The sequence below is a fragment of the Nocardia sp. NPDC047038 genome (assembly GCF_040644075.1).
In the GTDB taxonomy this organism is placed as follows: Bacteria; Actinomycetota; Actinomycetes; order Mycobacteriales; family Mycobacteriaceae; genus Nocardia; species Nocardia sichangensis.
Genome location: NZ_JBEYVQ010000004.1, coordinates 224,764 through 246,048 on the forward strand (window position 1 = coordinate 224,764; position 21,285 = coordinate 246,048).

The 21,285-nt window shown below is 66.2% G+C and carries 17 protein-coding genes; 10 read left to right on the forward strand and 7 right to left on the reverse strand.

Annotation, left to right across the window (positions count from 1 at the left end; genetic code table 11):
* The first annotated feature begins 60 nt into the window (after nt 1-60).
* The 4 genes from ABZ824_RS17535 to ABZ824_RS17550 all read left to right on the forward strand — a co-directional run bounded on the left by ABZ824_RS17535 (nt 61) and on the right by ABZ824_RS17550 (nt 4,369).
* Nucleotides 61-1,233: a hypothetical protein gene (locus tag ABZ824_RS17535; protein WP_356964122.1), complete on the forward strand. Its 1,173-nt coding sequence runs from the start codon at nt 61-63 to the stop codon at nt 1,231-1,233.
* 73 nt (nt 1,234-1,306) lie between these two features.
* Nucleotides 1,307-1,897 carry a hypothetical protein gene (locus ABZ824_RS17540; RefSeq protein ID WP_356964123.1) on the forward strand — a complete coding sequence of 197 codons (591 nt, stop codon included), beginning with the start codon at nt 1,307-1,309 and terminating at the stop codon, nt 1,895-1,897.
* A 470-nt stretch (nt 1,898-2,367) separates the two neighbouring features.
* Nucleotides 2,368-2,751: a GFA family protein gene (locus ABZ824_RS17545; RefSeq protein ID WP_356964125.1), complete on the forward strand. Its 384-nt coding sequence runs from the start codon at nt 2,368-2,370 to the stop codon at nt 2,749-2,751.
* Nucleotides 2,752-3,040: 289 nt separating this feature from the next.
* Complete coding sequence (locus tag ABZ824_RS17550) at nt 3,041-4,369, forward strand: cytochrome P450 (protein WP_356964126.1); 1,329 nt, start codon at nt 3,041-3,043, stop codon at nt 4,367-4,369.
* 131 nt (nt 4,370-4,500) lie between these two features.
* Here the strand turns inward: ABZ824_RS17550 and ABZ824_RS17555 are convergent, their stop codons facing one another.
* The gene (locus ABZ824_RS17555; RefSeq protein WP_356964127.1) at nt 4,501-4,743 is read right to left on the reverse strand and encodes a hypothetical protein; all 243 of its coding nucleotides are present in this window, start codon (nt 4,741-4,743) and stop codon (nt 4,501-4,503) included.
* Nucleotides 4,744-4,810: 67 nt separating this feature from the next.
* Between ABZ824_RS17555 and ABZ824_RS17560 the strand changes: the two genes are divergently transcribed.
* Nucleotides 4,811-6,820 carry a polyprenyl synthetase family protein gene (locus ABZ824_RS17560; RefSeq protein ID WP_356964129.1) on the forward strand — a complete coding sequence of 670 codons (2,010 nt, stop codon included), beginning with the start codon at nt 4,811-4,813 and terminating at the stop codon, nt 6,818-6,820.
* A gap of 67 nt (nt 6,821-6,887) precedes the next feature.
* Here the strand turns inward: ABZ824_RS17560 and ABZ824_RS17565 are convergent, their stop codons facing one another.
* A complete protein-coding gene (locus ABZ824_RS17565) occupies nt 6,888-7,706 on the reverse strand; it encodes a hypothetical protein (protein WP_356964130.1) in 819 nt (272 codons plus the stop codon).
* The gene (locus ABZ824_RS17570; protein ID WP_356964132.1) at nt 7,703-8,308 is read right to left on the reverse strand and encodes an ABC transporter ATP-binding protein; all 606 of its coding nucleotides are present in this window, start codon (nt 8,306-8,308) and stop codon (nt 7,703-7,705) included. The genes ABZ824_RS17565 and ABZ824_RS17570 overlap by 4 nt, the downstream gene beginning before the upstream one ends.
* Before the next feature lie 226 nt (nt 8,309-8,534).
* Between ABZ824_RS17570 and ABZ824_RS17575 the strand changes: the two genes are divergently transcribed.
* On the forward strand, nt 8,535-8,981 hold the full coding sequence (locus ABZ824_RS17575; protein WP_356964133.1) for a hypothetical protein: 447 nt from the start codon (nt 8,535-8,537) through the stop codon (nt 8,979-8,981).
* Nucleotides 8,982-9,082: 101 nt separating this feature from the next.
* Nucleotides 9,083-12,016: a tetratricopeptide repeat protein gene (locus ABZ824_RS17580; RefSeq protein WP_356964134.1), complete on the forward strand. Its 2,934-nt coding sequence runs from the start codon at nt 9,083-9,085 to the stop codon at nt 12,014-12,016.
* Between the two features lie 544 nt (nt 12,017-12,560).
* Here the strand turns inward: ABZ824_RS17580 and ABZ824_RS17585 are convergent.
* The 3 genes from ABZ824_RS17585 to ABZ824_RS17595 form a co-directional block, all read right to left on the reverse strand.
* Entirely contained in the window at nt 12,561-13,475 is a 915-nt protein-coding gene (locus ABZ824_RS17585) for an SDR family NAD(P)-dependent oxidoreductase (protein ID WP_356964136.1), read from the reverse strand.
* A 1,263-nt stretch (nt 13,476-14,738) separates the two neighbouring features.
* Complete coding sequence (locus tag ABZ824_RS17590) at nt 14,739-16,820, reverse strand: serine protease (protein WP_356964138.1); 2,082 nt, start codon at nt 16,818-16,820, stop codon at nt 14,739-14,741.
* 158 nt (nt 16,821-16,978) lie between these two features.
* Entirely contained in the window at nt 16,979-17,740 is a 762-nt protein-coding gene (locus tag ABZ824_RS17595; RefSeq protein WP_356964140.1) for a BTAD domain-containing putative transcriptional regulator, read from the reverse strand.
* A 370-nt stretch (nt 17,741-18,110) separates the two neighbouring features.
* On the opposite strand from ABZ824_RS17595, the gene ABZ824_RS17600 reads away from it, so the two are divergent.
* The 3 genes from ABZ824_RS17600 to ABZ824_RS17610 all read left to right on the forward strand — a co-directional run bounded on the left by ABZ824_RS17600 (nt 18,111) and on the right by ABZ824_RS17610 (nt 20,200).
* Nucleotides 18,111-18,548, forward strand: coding sequence for a DoxX family protein (locus ABZ824_RS17600; RefSeq protein WP_355078136.1), 438 nt, complete (start codon nt 18,111-18,113; stop codon nt 18,546-18,548).
* Nucleotides 18,549-18,655: 107 nt separating this feature from the next.
* On the forward strand, nt 18,656-19,207 hold the full coding sequence (locus ABZ824_RS17605; RefSeq protein WP_355078137.1) for a dihydrofolate reductase family protein: 552 nt from the start codon (nt 18,656-18,658) through the stop codon (nt 19,205-19,207).
* A gap of 261 nt (nt 19,208-19,468) precedes the next feature.
* On the forward strand, nt 19,469-20,200 hold the full coding sequence (locus ABZ824_RS17610; RefSeq protein WP_356964142.1) for an alpha/beta hydrolase: 732 nt from the start codon (nt 19,469-19,471) through the stop codon (nt 20,198-20,200).
* A 199-nt stretch (nt 20,201-20,399) separates the two neighbouring features.
* Here ABZ824_RS17610 and ABZ824_RS17615 read toward each other — a convergent pair whose 3' ends face one another.
* Complete coding sequence (locus ABZ824_RS17615) at nt 20,400-21,248, reverse strand: helix-turn-helix transcriptional regulator (protein WP_356964143.1); 849 nt, start codon at nt 21,246-21,248, stop codon at nt 20,400-20,402.
* Nucleotides 21,249-21,285 lie beyond the last annotated feature (37 nt).

Consider the following 21,285-nt stretch of genomic DNA (forward strand, 5'->3'; position numbering starts at 1 on the left):
CCCCCTGACCGGGAACGTCGCCCTCGGGCCGAGACGTGCCTCGCGTGCCAGGATGACGCGATGAGCACCGTGTTCAGGCGGCCGGTCAGCGAGGAAACCGTGATTCTGTTCATGGATTACGGGCAGTTCCGCATCGACGGTGGCGTCGAGAGCCCGGTCGAGGAACTCGAACTGCTCGACCGGGCGCTGGCGGCGCACCCGTTCGCCTCCGATGGGCTGGCGGTGGTGGTGTTGAGCCCGCACCAGAACAACTTCCATATGCCAGTAACGGTTCAGGTTTGGGACGAGCGGCCGCCCGGCGATCGCGCCGAGTGGCAGCAAGTGTGTGAGACCCGGTTGCGAGTCGGACCGGAGGGCACACTGTGCCTGTCGTCGCCCACCGACGGCGCGGTCGACTGCCCGGTTCCGGAGGGCCGGTACCTGATCGAGATCAGCGGCCGTGGATTCGTCAACTACGGCTGGCCCGGGTCGACCGAACCCGGCGATGTGTGGCGTATCCGGCTCTGGCCGGACGACGGCAGCGAACCGCTCCCGGCCATGCAGTGGAACATGCCCGGATACGGTGTGCCCGAGAATGTCCCGCTACCCGAGGTCACCGCGTCGGTCGACGCGGAGGAATGGGTCGTCGTAGTCGACGACAAAGGCTCTCGCCGCCTGCGCATCGACGAACTACCGGCGCAAGCGGCCGCTTTCCAGCGGCAGCGTTGGGGCGGGGAGCCGATACCCCGGCTGGAAGATCACCCGGGCGCGGAAGACCTGGCACGCCATGACCGCGCGATCGCCGAGGCGATCGCCACCATGGGTGATCCCGAGTTGCGGCGCCTGGCGCGCTGGTCTGCGGCCCAAGCCTGCGCGAAAGCAGGCCTCAGCGACCGGCCATGGGTGCGGCCCGCCTTGGCGGCGCTGCGGGACGGCCGACCGCTACCGCCGCCGTTCGACGACGTAGACGCGGCCATGACCCGACTGCACGACGAGGACTTCGGCCCGCCGGATGACGAACACGTCGGCGCAATGGAAGCAACGATGGTTCTCGGTTCGGCCGGTACGACGGCGAACCCCTTCGACCTGGGTCCGATCCACCGTCCGTCCTTCGCACTGCCCACCATCATCGACGCGAACCGACCCGACGCCCTCGATGCCGCGATGACGACCCTGTTCGCCACGGGATTGGTCTTCGGCCCCGAGGTGGACACGCTGTTCGCCGCGCTCAGAGCGGAATTCGAGATCGGGTGAGCCGAACGGCGCGGACGGATCCGTATGGTGGGAGCCGCAGCAGTGACTGCTGTCGGATACATCGCTGGCCTACATGTCCGCGAAGTCATCGTTGCTCTGGTTCATGACGAGTGGCCCCATGGGAGGATCGACAGTGCCAGAACAGCTTCAGACGCGTGAACAAGTGGAACAGTATCTGGCACGCGTCTTCCCGACCGATCAACAGTTCCAGATACTCGAGACCGAGTTCGGGTGGGTCTGTAGGAAGGTGCTGACCCCGGAAGAGAGCGCCAAGGGGATGGGACTCGGGCTGGGGAACTACGTGATCAACGCTCGGACCGGAGTAGTGACAGCGCATTCGAGTCTTCCTCCGCACGTGATCGGGCAGATGTACGACGAAGCGATCCGGAACGGGCAACCGGTTCAGGGCAGTCAGGTCTACCCGCCCCAGTGGCGCGTGAGCATCCAGCGGATGCGGGAAGATCCACAGAGGATCGAGTACCGGCTCGAAGCCGAATCGATGGCGCAATACCCGGAGCCGACCATCACGCTCCAACTGGTGATCGACAAACACACCCTGTCCTACCAACCGACCGACACCACATCGGCGAACGCAGTGGCCTGGGCAGAGATGCGCAACCGCGAGGACGGGACCTGGCCGGCGCGAGGGACGTTCGAGTACTGAGCCCGCTGGGCACGCCGCCCAACGAGGTCGCCGGCAACGAACTCATGGCCAACACGACGGACACCGCGCCCCCTGGCCGGGGAGAACGTTGGGGGCACCGAATTCGAAGGGCGGACCCGCGACGCGAACGGCCAGTGGTACAACGACGGCTACCCCACCAGTCACGACCGCGACACCAACCCGGCAACTGAGCCGCGGTCAGCGCCGAGCGCGGGACGGTGAGCCCTCCGGCCCGCAGTGTCGGACTCGGCATCGGCATCCGAACGTCTCTGCATGGCCGCCACCGGGGCACGCGACATCAGACTCTTTCAGTAGTCCGCGGTGTTCTGACACATGGCTCATGGCACAGCCGTAAGTCCCCGCTCGGCCCGCCGCGTTCCATTACGCTGACCGGGGCGGACGTCAAGGCTGTCACGCGATGCGCGAATTAGCTGTATTCACAACACTTTTCGGTAGAGAGGGGAAAGTCGATGTATGAGGGTGGCTGTCTGTGCGGGCAGATCCGGTTCCGCGCCTATGCCGAGGCCGGATGGCCGCACCTGTGCTCGTGCCCGCACTGCCAGAAGCTGGCCGGCGGGCCGGTCACAGCCTGGGTCGATTTCCCGCTCGAGAAGTTCGAATGGACCGGTGCGGGCGGTGAGCCGACCTGGTTCGCAACCTTCCCGACCACCAAACGCGGCTTCTGCCCCAATTGTGGCTCGCTCGTCGCCGCGATCGACGAGGGCGGCACCGCCATGGGGACCACGATGATGGCCCTCGACGACCACAGCGCGCTCACCCCGGTACACCAGTCCTTCAAACCCCACGCCGTGCCGTGGCTGCCGGTGATCGAAACCGTCGACGGTGGTTCGTAGTCCTGGGCGCTCGCCGCGCCGAGCAGGTTTCGGGCCGGTCGTGGCGGCCGACGATGACGGCGACGGGGCCGGGATCCAATCGGCGCCCCACCGAGGACCGACGCCCGTGCCCAAGTCAGCGGGGCGCCGGGTGGCCTTCGCGCGGTGATGCACTGAACACTCGAGTACAAGATCCTTACCGGCACGTCGACGACTTCGCCTGTGCGAAGCGGCGATAGGCCCGGTATCTATTGCCACTGCGGGGATTTCATGTTTGCGAGTCGCCGAGCGACGGGTTAAGGATGGCTACATGTCGCATGCCACGCTGTATCTGCGTGAACTCCCTAGGCTACGCACCCGCCACATCGCGCAGATCGGTGGACTGATGCGCCCCGGCACGCACCGTTCCCCCTTGCTGGAATTCGGCGAACGGTTCGTCGTCTCGCCGCCAGGATTTCCGACCATGCTGGTCACTTACGACATGGACGATGTGCGAGGACTGTTCGCAAACCACGACGACTTCTCGGTCGGGCAGGTGCTGAGCCGCTTCTCCAGCCACGACATGATGTTCGGCAAGCAGACGTTGATCTTCCTCGACGGTGACGAACATCGCCGCGAACGTAAGCTGTTCGCACCGCCGTTCCAGAGCAAGGCACTCCGGTCCTACGAGGACCTCATGGTGGAGGTGGTCCAGCGCGAACTGCCGAGCTGGCCTGTCGGTGAACCGTTCGAGTTTCTGAAGGTCGGCTACGACCTGGCCATCGGCGTGCTGCTCGGCGTCGTCTTCGGCGACGTGGCCGCGCCCCGCAAGGACCGGCTGAAACAGGCGGTGAGCCGGTGGTTCGGGGAAATAGAAAGTCGCGGTTTTCTCGCCGTCACCTTGCTCACCCCGCTGGTCGGCGGCTACACGTTGCCCTACCCGCCGCTCAGCCGCCGCCAGGCCGAGGTCGACGCCCTCATCATCGAGGAAATCGCCGCGCGCCGGTCCACGCCCGGTGACAGAAACGGCCGGAAGGATGTGCTGTCGCGGTATGTCGGCACCGAACTGGATCAGCACGACGACGCCGCATTGGCCCGCAATATGCGTGGCATCCTGCTCGGCGCCTACGAGACCACCGCGATCACGCTCGGCTGGATCGCCGCCATGCTGGCCGTCCACCCGGCAGCCATGGCCGAACTCGATGCAGCGCTCGACGCAGGCGACTCCGCCCGGCTCGACGCATACCTCGACGCCGTGGTCGCCGAAACAATGCGAATCCGCCCGGTGTCACCGTTCACCGGGCGGCGCGCACTGCGCGACACCGTGGTCAACGGAGTCCACGTCCCCAAGGGGGCCATCGTCATAGTCCCGATTCTCCTCATTCACGAATCACCACGGCATTACCCGGACCCGATGACCTTCCGCCCTGAACGCTTCCTCGACGAGCCGCCGAACGGCCGCACCTGGCTGACCTTCGGCGCGGGTGCGCATCGCTGTCTGGGTGCCCAATTCGCCTTGGCGGAAGCGCGCATCCTCTTCCGCACCATTCTCGAGCATCGTCGCATCGGTGCGGCCACCGGTCCCGTCGAGCCCCCACGTCGCTATCACACCGGCCTCAGCCCCGCCTACAACGCCAGGATAACCCTGCATCCCCGCTGATCAGACCTGTACCGCGGCGGACTGATTCGCCGTCGCCGGAGTCTTCGAGCAACTGGAGTCGTGCAGGTCCCAGCGCGGCCGCGCCATCACCAGAGCACGCTCAGAGGAGAGGCCCTGCTGGTGGTCGACGATCACGAACGATCTACGGGCCGAAAGACAGCGGAGAAGGTGAACGTCGCCTGCCAGCGCGCCGAGTGAACGTCGATCCAGGTACCGGCGGCGGTCTCGCGCAGCATGACCTCCTGGAACAACTTTCGCTGTAAATCGGGCGTCGCTCGATGCGCGGCGCACCCTCCCGATGTCCGGTCGAGCTGTACCGCACCTGCGGATCGGGCCTCAATTTCGGCCGATACCAACATGTTCCGCAGCGACATGGTGTCTCATTGCCATTGATCGGCGGTGTTCTGGATGACCGATGCAACCAGTCAGGAGAGTGCCCGCGTGCCACGTGAAATCGATTCGGCTGTCTTCCCCCATCTGGATGCGGACCTGGACCGGGTCCGTGACGTTCTCGGACCCGTTCGGCTGGAGGGTAGGCCTGAACTGGCGGCGCTTACAGCGGAAGGCCCGGACACCTCGCGCCGCTTGGTCCGTCCCACATTGACCCTATTGTCGTACTACCTGCTCACCGATCCCGCGGCCCCGGCCGACGACCGGGCGGTGCGCGCCGCCGCTGCCGTCGAGTTGCTGCATCTGGGCTCGCTCTACCACGACGACGTCATCGATCACGCATACGAGCGTCGAGGCCGTCCCAGTGCCAATGTGGTGTGGGGTTCGCATATGGCCGTGTTGGGTGGGGACTCCGTGATGCTCACAAGTGTGCGCATGCTGGCCGAACTCGGCGGGCGGGAAGTCCTGGCGGGGGCAATCGCCGGTGAGCGGATGTGCGCGGGCATGGTGATCGAGGCCGCCGACCTCTACGTGGCCTCCCGCGGCGAGCAGTCCTACCTGGACGCGATCGACGGCAAGACGGCGGCGGTGCTCTCGCTGGCATGCCGGGTGGGCGCGATGCAGGCCGGCAGGCCCGACGATCAGCAAGAGGCGTCGGCCCGGTTCGGCCGGTACTTCGGACTGGCCTACCAGCTGTATGACGACATCCTCGATTTGACCTCCACCGCCGAAGAACTGGGTAAGCCCGTCAACGCGGATCTGTCCGCGGGCATTTACACACTGCCCGTGATCCGCGCGGCCGCCCGCAACAGAAGCCTTGCTCGCTTGTTGCAGAGCAGAATGACGCTCGAGCAAGCCGCGCGCGCCCGCGAGATCGTCATCGCCTGCGGCGCCGTGGACGAAGCACAAACGGTGGCTGATGAGTTCATGGACCGGGCCGCCGGTCAGCTCGCCACTCTGCCCGTCGATCCGGGCGCTCGCCACGCGATCACCGCCTACGCCCGGTCCATACTCGACCGGCGAACTCCTGGTCGCGCGGTCCCCCGGCGGTCGACGCAGCCGCCTCGAACCCGCGGCGATGGGCTTCCGCCGCAGCTCGGGCGATGGTTGCGGAACTGGCTGGTTGACACCGGCCTTGCCGTCTCCTCTACCGAGGCGGACTACCACCGGTGGACGGGGGCGATCCAGATCCCGGCGCAAACATTGGCCCCAGCGGCGAACGAGGCCCGTGAACAGACCGCCTACGGCATGGCCGTGCTGGTCCTCGCCTGGGATGACCTTTTCGAGGATCCGCAACTGAGGGACCCGGAAGCCGTGACCGCCTTGCGACGTGGCATGGTGGCGACGCTGCGCCAGGACCCGGAGAAACCGTGGCGGCCCGGCGCGATTCCGACGGCTTGGGCGAGCATATGGCCGCGCCTGCGCGAGGGCCGGACCATCCGCTGGCAGAAGCGGTTCCTCGACGGCATCGAGGAGTGGTTCGAAGCCGCCGAACGCGAAGCCCATCATCGCATCAGTGGCTACGTGCCTTCCACGGCCGACTACCTGCCGATGCGGATGTCGACCAGTGGGATCGAAACCGCCATCGCCTGCATGGAGGTGTACCACGACCGGGAACTGCCATCGACGCTGCGCGAACACCCCGTGATCCGCCGTCTCGAGGAACTCGCCTTTTGGGTCACCTTCGTGGAGAACGACCTGGTGGGACTGGATCAGGACGAGGCAGACCGAGTTCCCTACAACCTGGTGCGGGCGGTCCGTCACGAAACCGGCTGCACTCGCGACGAAGCCGTGGACCAAGTGCGGCGCCAAGTGGCGGATCAGCGCGCCCAGCTCGAGGCCGTAATCCACTACGTCCCCGCGCTCCTGCGCGTTCTTCCCGGCTTGGCGGGGCAGGGGAAGGACTACGCGGAGATGTATGTGAACATTACGAGCGTCGGGCTCTGGGGGCGTGAAAGCAACCGGTACACGCAAACCTCCGCTGTCTCAGCGCCGGATCTCGAACGCTTGCGCCGTGAGGTCTACCTCCCGGCCGACGAACCGGCTCCTACGCCGTCGTAAGCTCCACAGCCGGGCAAAGCAGAGTCATGTCCCGCACCTCCACCGTGTGGTCGCGCGGGATGCCTCCTCAGTGCTTCACCGACTGTCCGGACCCCTTCGGGCTCCAGATGCGCATCCACATCGTAGGTCGAAGAGAGGAACGGGTGCGCCGATGGAAAGCGATCAGACCGACGAGGGCGCTCGCGATGAACCAGGCTAGTTGTACGGCGAATCCCGTCAATGGCGTGGCGTCGGAGAAACCGGCTGTGGTCGAAGCCTGCATGGCCCCATAGGAGGGCAGCCAGCGCACGAAATCGCTGTCCGCCCCAGCACTGGCGATAGGGTTCTGTACGGCCATGTCGAAGCAGGAGATCATCGCGATGGCGAACATCCCCTCCACCTCTCGGCGCAGCAGCGCGCCGAAAGCCACACCCAGCGCCCCGTATGTCATCGCCGCGCCGAAAAGCGCCGCGGCGAGCAGGACAGGCTGCCGCGGCGACCAGTAGCAGCAGATGACCGCCGTGGCGTACACGCAAACCACCACCGAGGCCACCACCAGGCAGGCGATCTTCGCCAAACCCGAAGCGACCCGAGGGTACCCCGCCATCGAGAGGCGCCGGTCGAATGCGCCGCTGCTGAAAGTCGCAGCGAACATCATGAAACCTATGATCAGCGAGACCGCCATCAGGGCGCCGCTGACCTGAGCGAGCTCGTTACCGTTGGCCCGCAGAACCAGACCGGTGTCTCGAAGCCGGAACGGCACCTCGAGGTCCGTGACGGCCACGCGGACCACGGTGATCAATATGGGAAGGAAGAAGGCCACCAACAGCATGGCGAAACGGTTACGCGCGTGCTCGATGAGACCGTAGCGCGTGGCGATCACGAACAACCGCACACGATCACTCATCCGGCATTCTCCTGTCCGCCTCGTAAGACGCCGTCGCGCAACCGCCACACCTGGTCCAGCTTGTCGGTGTCGTGAGCCAGATGCGAGACCACCAAGACCGACCGGTCGGTGTCACGGAATTCCGCGACCAGATCCCAGAAACGCAGATACGTCTCCCAATCGAAACCCTGATACGGCTCATCCAGCAGCAAGACCTGTGGATCATGCATCACCGCGAGCGTCAGGTTGAGCTTTTGCCGTGTACCGCCGCTGAGCGTCCCGACCCGCTCACCGGCGTACTCCGCGAAACGCAAGATCTCCATGGTCTCCTCCGCGCGGCGCAGGTCCGGGATCGCATAGGCCTCGGCGAAGAAGTTCAGGTGCTGACGCACTGTGAAAGCGTCGTTCAGGATCACCTGCTGAGGGCAGTAACCGAACCGCCCACGGTGGCGGACCCTCCCCCGGTCCGGTCGCAGCTCTCCGGACAGAACCTTCAGCAGCGTCGACTTACCCGCCCCGTTCTCACCGACGATGCCCGCCAGCATCCCCGGAGGCAACACTATGTCGATGCCACGCAGCACCGACCGTCTGCCGTACGCGTGGTGGACGTTCTCCACCTCCATCAACGCCCCCGATCCAGTGGCCCGACAGCGGCTCGAATGCTATCAATCGACCACGAAACCCGGTGCCGGAACGCCGGTTTCGCGACACCGAACCGTCGCCCGGAAGGTGACCTTCTCCGGGCTGTGGTATCCGAGTCCGCATATCCGATCGGCAAAAAAGGTTGGCTTTGCCGCGATCGTGCACACTTGAGCTACTCGTCCGAGTCGCCACAGAGGGGGAATTCGAATGGACCCGGCCACCATAGTCGCCACCGCGGTCGCGGTCGGCGCCGCCGCCGGTCTCACCGATACTGCCAAGCAATCCGTGACCGACGCGTATGCGGCGTTGAAGGGTCTACTCACCCGCCGCTATCGCGATGTGGATCTAGCACAGGTGGAGGCGGACCCGGACGCCGCCGCCGAACGGGAAGCCCTCGCGGGCGCGCTGGAGGCGTACGGCGCCGCCGACGACCACGAATTACTCACCACAGCAACAGAACTCATTTCCGCGGCAGCGCGAGCGGACGTGGGAGCCGCCGGCGTCGACCTGGAGATGGTCGAGGCCGCCGCGTTGCGGATCAGCCGCGTCACGGCAACCGGCACCGGTGTGCGGGTGCACGGCGGACGATTCAGCGGTGATATCCACATCGAGGACATCGATGCGGGGGCCGGTGACTCGTCACACCCCGGCTGAGCGCGGCGGCCTCGACCGACGCCCCCGCGCTGACCACCCATATCGTCACTCGGCTCTCCGACGTTCACGCCCGCGACATCTATCTCACAGCAGGCATTCGCGTGTCGTCTCCGGCTACCAGCGTGGTAGTCGTCGGCCGGATCCCCCGGCAGCCACCACGATTCGTCGTCCGCGACGAGCTGGCACGTCTGCGTCGAGCACTGGAGCGCCCTGCGGCGGCCGTCGTCGTCACCGGACTGCGCGGCGCGGGCAAGACCCACCTGGCGGCCGCTCACGCACGCTCACTGTTCGATTCCGGACAGGGTCTGGTGGGGTGGATCAATGCCGAAACGCCGGACAGCACACTGTCCGGACTCGCCGATATCGCCCAGCGGCTGGGCGTCGCCGACCCCGACGGCGACTCCGCGGTGTCGGCCCGGCGGTTACGCGATCACCTCTCCGGTGACACCGTCGCGGCGCTATTGGTGTTCGACAACGCCACCGACGCCGACCACCTCCGGGAGCTGTTGCCGACCGGTGGCCGCACGCGCATCGTGATCACCAGCGTCGACCGGTCCTTCGCGGCCTTCGGCGATGCGGTCGACGTCACCTGTTTCACTCGCCCTGAATCGGTGCGCTACCTCGCCGACTCGACCGGTCTCGGCGACGACGGTGCCGATCAGGTCGCCGAGGACCTGGGTGACCTGCCGCTGGCACTGTCCGCCGCCGCGGCGACGATGGTCGGTCGCCGCCTCGGCTACGCGCAGTACCGGCAGCTGCTGCACGACAGCCCATTGCCGACCGTATTGCGGCGCACCGCCGGTCACGACTATCCCCGGTCGGTCGTCCAGGCGATCTCGTTGTGCATCGAAACCACCGAGGGCGTCACCGGCGATTACCAGCTCGCGGCCGACGTCGCCTGGCTTCTGGGTGCGATGGCCATGCTCTCGCCCGGTGGCGTGCACCGATCCCTGCTCGCCACCAGCCCCAGGCGAGTCGACGAGGCACTGGAACGATGTGTGGCTGGTTCCCTGCTGTCCTGGTCGACTTCCGGCGAGGCGCTGATCATGCACCGGCTCGTGAGCCGCGTGCTGCGCGAACGCGGTTCGAATACGCAGTCCATCAGCTTGTTTCGGCGAGCGGCCGCGGCACTTCGTAATCGGGCTCCTGCCGCGCGGTCCACGGTCGAACTCGTCCGGTCCGCACTCGCCATCATCATGCGCAATACGTTTCCGCCCTCGCAGGCGTGGGCGCGCCGGCAGGACGGCGCGCATCTCGTCGATCAGATCGACGCGCTGTGGGACACCGGAATGGTGCACAGCAGCACCAGAAAACATGCCGCGGCGATGATCGCCGTTCGCAGATGGGCCGTCGAGCAGCTGACCGAGGCCGCCGACACCGCCAGAGCGCTGACCCTCGCGCAGGATGTCGTCATCTCCAGCGAGCAGATCCTCGGCGGCGAGCATCCCGATACGTTCACTGCCCGATATCTACTGGCCCGGGCCCACGCCGCCTGCGGCAGGCTCGATGAAGCAGCCGCCCGGCTCGAGGCGTACCTGACCGACGCCGGGCAGGTTCTCGGACTTGCCCATCCCGTCACGCTGGCCATGCGCTTTCAACTGGCGGACACGTACCTCCAGGCCGGGTTCCTGGACAAGTCCAGGGCCCTGCACACCGAGAACATCGCGCACAGCCAGCAGGTATTCGGTGCGGACGCGTACCAGACCCTCAACTTTCGCGGCGGGCTCGCTCAGGTCCACCTGTCGGCGGGTCACCTCGCGGACGCGATCGCCATCTTCGAGGATCTTCTGCCCGTCTACCTGCGGGTACTCGGTGCCGATCACGTCGATTCGTTCCTCTGCCTGCACAAACTCGCCCGCGCTTACGGGGCGGCAGGACGCACCGACGAGGCCGTCCCGCTGCTGCGGAAGAACCTCGACGACGCCATGCGGATCTTCGGAGGTGATCATCCCGTCACGCTGGCCTGCCGCAACAATCTCGCCGAGATCTACGAGGCCATCGGCAGAGCCGACGACGCCGTCCGTCTCGGCGAAGCAAACCTCGTCGAGCGGCTGCGGGTCCTCGGGCCGGAACACCCGGACACACTCATAACCCGCCACAACCTCGCCTGTGCCTTGCAGACGGCCGGGCGGCTCGCGGACGCCATCGCACTCTTCGAAGCGAATATCGCCGATTTTCCCCGGATACTCGGTTCCGACCACCCGATCACCCTGCTCACTCAGGGCGGGCTCGCCATCGCCTACAGCGCGTCCGGACGCTGGGACGAGTCGATCGCCATACAGGAAGCCTCCCTGCGGGATCGCCTCCGGATTCTCGGTCCCGACCATCCCGACACCCTGAAGGCGCGCAACAACCTCGCCGACGCCCTGGGAGTGCGGCAACCAGGACGGGCCATTCCATTGCTGGAGGCCAACGTCTCCGCCAGCGCGCGAGAACTCGGTCTCGACCACCCCGACACCTTGACCTACCGGTACAACCTCGCCGCCGCCTACCACGCGGCAGGCCGCATCGATGACGCCCTCACCAACCACCGCACCACCTTGACCGACCGACTGCGCGTCCTCGGACCAGACCACCACGCCACCCTCGCCTCTCGCGACAGCCTCGCGGCCGCGTACCGCTCAGCCGGTCACCTCGACACCGCGATCGACTTGTTCAAGACGAATCTCGCCGAGTACCACCGCGCTCTTCCCGGCCATCCACGGCTCCGGAGCACCCGCAACGCGCTTGCCGACACCCTCCGAGCCGCAGGCCGATTCGAGGAAGCCATTCCCCTGTACGAGGCGAACATCGACCAGCAGGAGTTCGGCCCCGACGACTCCCTCACCGCGCGTTCGGTCAACGGACTCGCGCTCGCCTATCACGCAGCAGGCCGATTCGAGGAGGCCGTGCAACTCTTCGAGACAATGTTCGACCAGACGACGCGAGCCCTCGGCAGCGACCATCCACTGGCTGACCTGGTGCGCGACCATCTTGCCGCGGCCGAGCAGGTAGCCGAGACCCACAGGCGGCACCCTACGAACCCGCCGGCCTGAGCTTCGATTCAGCCACATCCCCTGCGGCGCAGCAGCAGGTCAACCCAGGAAACGATGCAGTTCCAGGCTCACTCCGTCTGATCAGGCATCAAGTGGACGACAGAGCCTTGACTGCCCGCCCAGTTTCAACCCGCGGTAACGGTCACCAGCGTCCCGTGGCAGCTGCGCTCCTCACGCTCGCGTGACCTGTCGAAGATCGAACACTCCACCAGCGAAATTCGGCGAGGCATCACGCACGTCCCATGACGAGGGGCGACCCCGTGATCACGCGCATCTGATCCCATTGCGATAGCCACGGTCTCTCCACTACGCCACATTCCTGGAGCTAGTTGTGGCACTGTGCGAGTGTCGGATGAACGTCCAAACCTGTGATTCGGCAAGCGATATCGGGACATCTTGTGCTGCAATCTGTCTCGTCGCCGCGTCGGTGGGGCAGCCCCGCCGCCCCCGCCGGCGCGGTGCAGCAGTGCAGGTACTGCTGGAGGTGCGTGGACAGGCCCGGGGAGGTTCTTCGTCGAACGACCTTCCGGCCGTGCGGTGGCGATCAGACGGGGAAGGTGACTCCGGTCAGTTCCTCGGAGACCGTCCACAAGCGTTGCTGAATCGCCATGTCATGGGATCGGGCGCTCGATTCGACGATCTTCGGGTAGCCGCGGGTCTCCAGGAATCCGCCCGGCCCGTAGTACTGACCGCCCAGCACGCCGGGATCGGTGGCCGCGCGGAGGACCGGCAAGGCCCCCATCGCTGGGCTTTGCGTGACGATGGGCGCGATGACAGGCACGAGCGCACGCAGCGCACTGGGCATGTTGCGCATGAGGTCGGTGTTCGCGGCACCGGGGTGTGCCGCGACCGCGATCGTTTTGCCGTTGCCGGACAGACGACGTTGCAGTTCGTAGGTGAACATCAGATTCGCCAGCTTGGACCGGCCGTAGGCCGCCACCCGGTTGTAGGACCGTTCGCCTTGCAGATCGTCGAAGTCGATTCGCGCCCGGATTCGATGTCCGACACTGCTGACCGTGACCACCCGCGAGCCCGGCACCGGCAGCATTCTGTCCAGCAGCAGCCCGGTGAGCGCGAAGTGTCCCAGATGATTCGTCCCGAATTGCAGCTCGAACCCGTCGCTGGTGGTCTGTCTCGGCGGGTACATCACCCCGGCGTTGTTGATCAAGAGGTCGATCGTGGCGTGAGCGGATTTCAGCTGTTCGGCAGCAGTCCGTACAGATGCCAGCGAGGTCAGATCCAGCTGTTGGATGGTGGTGTCCGCGCCGGGAACGGCACCGGCGATACGGTCTGCGGCGTGTTTGCCCTTGTCGACATCCCGAACCGCCAACACCACCGACGCACCGTGCGCCGCGAGCGCTCGGGCCGTCTCGAACCCCAGCCCGCTGTTGGCGCCCGTGACGACCGCTAGTCGTCCCTTCTGGGCTGGTATGTCTTGCTCGGTCCACCTGTTCGCCATTTTTCCTCCCAACGATCGGTCGGTCCGTCGCATTGTCCGACGAGCCCGGCGGGGGTGGGACTCACACTCACACCGTCGCGCTCCCGCCGCGGTTGCGCAAGAGGGCGGCGAGACATCGATCGGGAGGTCCTTGCGTGGCCGACGACGGTCATGGTGTCGCGGGTGTGTGACGGCCTGAATGGTCTTCCGGATGCGATCGACGCCGTGTGGCAGCGCGGTCGTGCACACCAGCGTGCGCAACACATTCCGGTATACCCGCCAGTCTCGCGGCGGCCCGGGCCTGGCTCCGGTGCCCAGCGGTTTACCTATTGAGGGAGAATACGGACGTGAGCGACGCACCGGAATCCTTGCCAGGGCCCAGCCGGAAGGGGTTCGACGAGCTGGACCGGTCGCGCAGAAAACAGGACGAAGGGATGAAGGCTGTGGAGACTCCCGGAGTGGGAGACGGCACGTCGAAAGTCACCCGACTACCACGTCGCCCGCGGCGCGTGGCAGAAGAGGCCGGCGAACGTCTCCAAAAGACTCGGCGCTCGGACGGTGGCTCCGTCTATGATCCTGCACCGACCAAGCCCGTACTGCGATCGGAACTGCAGCGGGAGACAGGGTGGTGGCCGGTCGACCCCGGCGCGGCGCGGCACCCCGCTCCGAAGGATGATCCGGGCAGTGCCGAGCCTGATGCAAGTGTCATCGATCTCGACGCGTTGCGGCGGAAACGAGCTGGTGACGATGCTCCGGCCGCCGGTATTCGGCGCATGGTCAAACCGCGCCGAGTGGGAAAGAGTGCAAGCGAGAGAGCAGGCACCGAAGGTCAGCCCGATAGCGGTCGCAACGGTGACCCCGACCAGGTGGACGGACCTGCTGGGCCACGCTGAACTCTTCGCTAGGCCGTCGCCGCACCCAGCGCCCACACATAGCCGTCGGCAATCCACATTGCGTGAACCGGTGCGGGAAGCTCATACCGTTGGGGACGACTCTGGCGGCACCGACAGCCATCCGCGACCGGTCCGCCGACATCGAACACGTCTATGAGCAGCCGGTAGAAATCCTGCTGGAATAAAGTTCCAGCAACTCCGCGAAGTATCCGCGCAGTCCTCAGGCACAAACTCGGTCATTGCCGACGACTGCGAACTCGCTCGCCACCGTTCCGCACCTGACGGCCAGGTTGAGCAAGTGACCGGGACCGGCCCTGGGCAGCGCCGCTCTCACCGGCCGCGTCCGACGCGTCACGACGAGTCCGGACCATCACGAACCACGGACTCCCCGTCATGGTCCCGTCGTCGGCGCGACACCGTTGTGGATGGCTTGCGCGACAGCTGGATGGGCAAGGTACTCAGCGATGCTGTGGGCCCGTTCCTTGGGATTGTCGACGGGAATCTCCCGCAGTTGTCCCTTCCAGATATGGCGCAGCGGGCATCCGATGGTGATCGGATCCACCACGGACCAGGCATTCAGCCAGTCGCCGACACGCTCCGGCCGGTGCGGTCCTCGGACCAGGAGTTTGTTGTAAACCGCGTCCAGCCCCAGGGGACTGCCGAGGGTGAGCAGCACGGCGACGTCGAGCTGGGGCTGGAGCCGGGTGAGCAGATCCATCGCGACCACGGTGCCGAGGCTGTGGCTGACGAGGGTGAGCCGTCCCGATGCGGGAACGGTCTCGAGGACACAGTCGAGTACCGCTTGCCGGATCTGCTCGTCGGCGAGGTACGAAGCGACGTCCCGGAAGACTTGGGCGATGATGAGCTCGTCCAGGTCGGTACGGGCGGCCAGCCAGCTGAGCTGCCGCTGCAGCTTGCTCACGATCGCGCTGCCGATCGAACCGAGTCCTTCCGCTTCTACCCGGTCGGCCGGTTGCCCGTCCTCGGCGGGCATGCCCGCGTCCGCGGCCGCGTTCTGCAGGATCTGTTCGTACAGCCGGCGAGCCTGCGGCGTGGTCGGCGCCATTGCCAGCGCATGATCGACGGCCATGGTCTCGGGCGCGAGTGCCGTTTCCTCCGTGGGTTGCAGCAGGGCTGCCAAACGGTCGCCGTAGAACGGGAAGAAGGCATCCGCGGGATCCAACGTGCTGAGCCCGGCGAGGGTGAGGCCCTTGTTGAGGCCGGCGGTCCACTCGCGGCGCAGAAGTTCGGGATCGCGACCATGCTGGCTGCGGCCATGCAGGAACAGCAGGTGACGTGTGCCGCCGAAGGCGCCTGCTCGGGCGGTGACGCCGTGGCGGAGTTCCGTGCTTTCACGCGCCGCCGAAGCCGGAACTATCAGTTCGGTGCGGTCCTCGGCAGGTGCGAGGCGAAGGCGGATTGCCGATGGTCCGCCGACCGGCCCGGCGTCGGGACCGAGTTCGGCGAGAAACTCGTGGTCGCGCGCCGAGCGCTGCAGTCCGGCCAGGTGCATGAGGATCGCACTGATGCGCACTCCCTCGTTGGCCCTCCAGGCAATCGCGTCGTCACCGTCGCCTTCGTGCCAGACTGTGCCGTCGCGGCGCAGAAGCCGCCCTTGCTCGTCGGTGCGCGGAACGCCGGAGTGGTGCAACGCGACGACCTCCCATTGGTCGTTGAAGACCGGCGAGCCGGAGTTCCCCGGTTCGGTGTCGGTCGAGTAGTGCAGGAAGTCATCGAGCTGCAAGTCGAGCTGGTTGCGGCGGATGCCGATCTCCTTGAGCCTGCCCATCGGGTGCCCGATGACGTTCATCGCCTCACCGATGACGATCTTTCCCTGGTCCATGATCAGCCGGTTCCACCAGCCGACGGCGTCGCCGGGCGGCTTGCCGTCGGCGCCGGGACGAACCGGCACCAAAGTGAAATCCAGGTGCTCATCGGTGACGAAGAAGTCGGGGTCGAGACGGAACCGCACAGGAAGGCGAGGGTCGTTGTCGATCGTCGTCTCGGCGCCGAACTCGATCACGACCTGCCGGGCGGTGTCCTGATCGGGAAGTACGTGATTGTTGGTCAAGAGCAGCCGGGGCGACACCAGGAACCCGGTGCCCAGCGGTACTTCTCGGCCGTTGCGGCTCAGCGATATCCGCGCGACCGACGCCGCCGTGCGAGCACCGCGGGAAAGGAAGTTGGCCGGTTGGAGTTCGTTGCTGGCGCCGATGATCCGCTCGAGCGTCGTGATCCGGTCGGAGGGCTCGATCCGGCCGGCTTCGATCATGGCCTCGACCGGCATCTCGCCGCTGGTAGCCAGCCGCTGCGCCCGAGCGCTGATCTGTTCCGGAGAGTCGACAACCGGGCTGTCCTTCATTTTGCGACGTTGCTCGATGTCTTCGCGCTTGGTCTCGGTCGCGACGTAACGCTCTGCGGCGGCCCCGATCTGCTTCAACCACGCCGTTTGGACTTGTTCACGAGAATTCATGGTGCAACCGCCTGGAAACAGAGGTTGATGTGGTCATGTCCGCTACTGGCGGAGTGTTCCTCAGGCGCGTCACACCACCGTCACCTCAGCGTTTCGCCCAGCGCGGCAGTGCCCGACAGCGTTCGTCGTCTATCGTCACCGCGCCCGTGCGACTCGTCTCAGCGATTCCGGAGCGACTCGACCGTCGGGGCGTCGCACTTCTGGATGCGAAGAAGGAGTTCGTCGAATTCCGGCGACGGCTCGGTGTCGAACTCGGCCCACAGCAGGTCTCGGTATCGCCGGTATTCCCGAAGGGCGTCGATCTTGTTGCCCTGCGCGAGATGGATTCGCATCAGAATCCTGCGGGAGCTTTCCCGGAGCGGCTCCGCCGCCGCCACCGCCGACGCGGCCATCAGGGCGGCGCCGACCTGCCGACGCTCCAGCAAGGCTTCGGCCGCCGCTTCCAGCGCCGCGACCCAGGCCAATCGGTACCGTTCCCGGTCGACGACCACCCACTCCTCGTCCCAGTCCGCCAGCAGCGCTGCGCGATCCAGCAGCAGCGGGACGCGCGCGAGATCCTCCGAGCACGGCTGGTGAACCAGTTTCTGCGCCAATTCGGTCAGATACGCCAGATCGACGACCACGTCCGGATGGAGGCGAAGACGGTCGCCGTTGATCTCCACGACTGCGTCCTGGATACGGCGCAAGCGCCACAGGGCGGTTCGCAGACGCTGCGCCGCGCAGTGATCAGCGCACTCCGGCCACAGCGCGCCGGCGAGGCGGCCACGAGAGACCGGCCGGTTCAGCAGTGCCAGATAGGTCAGCACCCGCTCTGCCGCGTGCGGAATGGAAAGTCGGCGGTCGCCGCTGTGCAGGGCGAATTCTTCGATCAACGTGAGCTGGAAACACGTCGCATGCGTGGCATTATGGATGAGCACCATTTCACTACTCGATCGCGGCGTCGGTCTTCATTTCGCAGGCGTACGTCGACCGGTCGATCTCGGCTATCGCACACCGGCCATCATGCCCAGGTCACGAACTGTCGGCGCGAGTAGCCGACTACGCGATCGCGAGACAACGAACGTCGACGAATGACTATGGTCGCCACGCCCAGAACGAACCGCCGCGTAGCGGACTACTCGCATGCGGTACCAACGGAGTGAGACCCACGATCTCGCACTATCGAAGCAAAACTGCTCTACGTAAAGCGGTCCGGAGAATCTTCGTGGACAGCGATGAGTTCTCCGACGGTGCTCCGTCCTATCCGGTGAACGCGCTACCAACGCGGCGCACCAACCAGAAGGACCAGGAATGACCACCGCCAACCCCACCACCAACTTCTCCAGCGACGTCACCGACCGTCCCGGCAAGGTCCGCAACCGCGTCCTGTGGGCCCTGCAGATCCTGCTCGGCCTGTTCTTCATCATCGCCTCCGGCGGGCCGAAACTCGTTATGCCGAGCGCCCTGACGGACAACGCCCCCGAGAATCTGACCATCCCCCTCGGGTTGCTCGTCTTCATCGGAGTTGCGGAGGTGGCGGGCGGTATCGGCCTGATGGTGCCACGGCTCAGTGCCCTGGCTGCCGCAGGTCTGTCCGTTCTCACCGTGCTCGCCGCAGCGACGCAGGCTTTCATCGCCGACAAGCCCTTGATGGGAATCTTCCCTTTGGTGCTTGCCGCGATCTTCGCCTGGATCGCCTACGAGCGCCGCGCCACCATCACGGATCTGCGCAACTCGCTGTCGCGATGACGAATCCATAAGTGCGACCGGGCGTTGGAGGCAGGCCCAGAGCCTGACGCCTGCCTCTATCCGATGAGCGCCGATGAGTTTCGAGCGTGTAGGAGGTCTACCTCGTCATGAGAAAACTGATCTACGGGTTCAGCGTGTCCCTGGACGGCTACATCAACGACCGCGACGGCAGCATCGACTGGACCAACCCTGACGAGGAGCTACACCAGTTTCACAACGACCGTTACCGCGAAATCGAGGTCTCGCTGCACGGCCGTCGCCTGTACGAGCTGATGGCCGAGTACTGGCCGCATGTGCCCGCGGACGCGCCGCGCATCGAGCGGGAGTTCAGCAGGCTCTGGACGGAGAAGCCGAAGGTCGTCTTTTCCCGGACGCTCACGGAGGTCCACTGGAACAGCACGTTGATCAGCGAGAACGCGGTCGAGGAGGTCCGCAGGCTCAAGGCGGGAGGCGATGGCGTCATGGAGATAGGTGGCGCGAGCCTCGCGGCTTCGCTGATACCACACGGGCTGATCGACGAGTATCAACTGTTCGTCTTGCCCGTGGTGCTCGGCGGCGGCACACCGCTGTTCCCATCGTTGGACAAGCGCATCCAGCTCCGATTGGTCGAGACGAGGCACTTCGACACCGCAGTGATGCTGCGCTATCTCGCCGACTGAGCTGCGTTCGACCGCAGCACCCTCGTCACCAGACACGGCGGACACCGTAAGCGAGCGGCTCCGCGGCATCGGCCCCGGAGCCTCCGCAAAACCTGTTGGTCGACCGCGGCGACCACTGCTAGCCTTCCGGAAGCCGTGCAAGTGAACGAGGAGGTGGTACCCGTGAACGCAGTATCTACATGGGTGCTCCCCTCTGGGGTCACGGTCGGGCGATAGATCGTCCGGGAGCGCCGTTCAAGAGCACTCCCGAAAGGCACCACCGTGCGATTCATTTCTGAACAGCGCCTCGACGACGGAATCCTCGAGCGCGAATTCACCCTTGGCGAGATCCCCGGCGTCCTGTGGACGCCCGGATCAGCATCCGCGCCGGCGCCGCTGATCCTGATCGGCCACCCAGGCGGACTGGACAAGATGTACCCCCGACTGATTGCCCGGGCCCGGCACTCCGCGGCGGAGGGCTTCGCCGCAGCCACCATCGAGCTCCCCGGCAGCGGTGACCGGCCCCGTTCGGCTGCCGCCGAGCAGGTCCGCGCCGACCTGCACCGGGTGCTACGGGCTGGCGAGCCGGTCACCGACGACATCGTCGACCGGCTCGTCCTCCCGCTGGTCGACCAGGCGGTCCCAGAATGGCGGGCCGCCCTGGACGCCCTTCTCGCGCTGCCCGAGATCGGCGGGCCGGTCGGGTATTCAGGCGGGGTGATCTCCGTCGGCACCCGGCTGGCGGCGGTCGAGCCGCGCATCGTGGCCGCCGTTCTGTTCGCCGGGAGTTTCGTGCCGCGCGCCATATTCGAGGAGGCCCGGCAGGTCACTATTCCACTGCATGTCCTGCTGCAGTGGGACGACGAGAGAAACGACCGGCAGATGGCCCTGGACCTGTTCGACGCCTTCGGCTCCAAGGAGAAGACGCTGCACGCCAACATGGGCGGGCACACCGGCGTCCCGCAGTTCGCGGGAGAGGAGGCAAACCGGTTCTTCGCCCGGCACTTGAAGTGAAGCCGGCCCGACAGGCCGACATGGAGGCGGATAGCGGCCGATTCGTCGAATCCGCGCATTCTCGGGTTATGGGGGTGACGGCTGCTTCAGACTGAAGTGTTGGGCCCGGCGATGATCAAGTGCATCTCCGGGCCCGACTCAGCTCCCCACTCGCCTCCCGAAACTTCCTCAGCTAGGTGTTCCCGGGGGCGGCGTTGAATTACTCGCGAACCTGAGCGTTCATCGTGGGATGCGTGTCACCGCTGTCCGCGTCCAGCCCCGCGAGCAGACGCAGCCCGTCCTCGGCGGGGCTGCCGGGGAGCGCGGACAGCACCAGCAGCTCCATGCCCGTTTCGTCAGGTAGTGCGAAGTTCTCCTGATGCAGTTCCAGCAATCCGACCAGCGGGTGTCGGTACGCCTTGCGTCCATGCGTGCGGGCGCGCACGTCTGCGCGGGCCCAGAGGCGGCGGAAGCGCTCACTGCCCATCGCCAGCTCACCGATAAGCGAGGCCAGGCGGGGGTCCTCGGGGTATTTGCCTGCGGCCAGGCGCAGGTGCCCGACCACGTCGAGGGTGCAATTCTCCCAGTCGGCGTAGAGGCCGCGCTCGGCCTCCTCGAGGAAGATGTGCCTGGCGGTGTTCAGGCCCGGCATCGGTCGGCCGTAGAGAAGGCCGGCGAGCCGATTTCCGGCGAGCACGTCCATGCGGTGGTCCATGATCAGCGCGGGTGCGTCGGCGACCAGGTCGAGGACACGTAGCAGCTCCGGGCGGACCCGCCCGCTCGGCGCCTTCGCGCGGCGGCGGCGCTGCCGGGCGAGCCGGTAGAGGTGCCCGCGTTCGGTCTCATCGAGGCCCAGGACGCGAGCGAGCGCGTCGAGGACCTGCTCGGAAGGCTGGGTCGCGCGGCCCTGCTCCAGGCGCACGTAATAGTCGACGCTGACCCCGGACAGGTGCGCGACCTCCTCGCGGCGAAGCCCTTCGACCCGGCGGCGCCTGTCGATGGGAATGCCGACGGTCGCCGGGTCGACCCGGGAACGCCGGGTCCGCAGGTAGCCCGCAAGATCGTCCACGTCCCCAGTATGGCCTCGGTGGTGCTCGCGAAGGTGG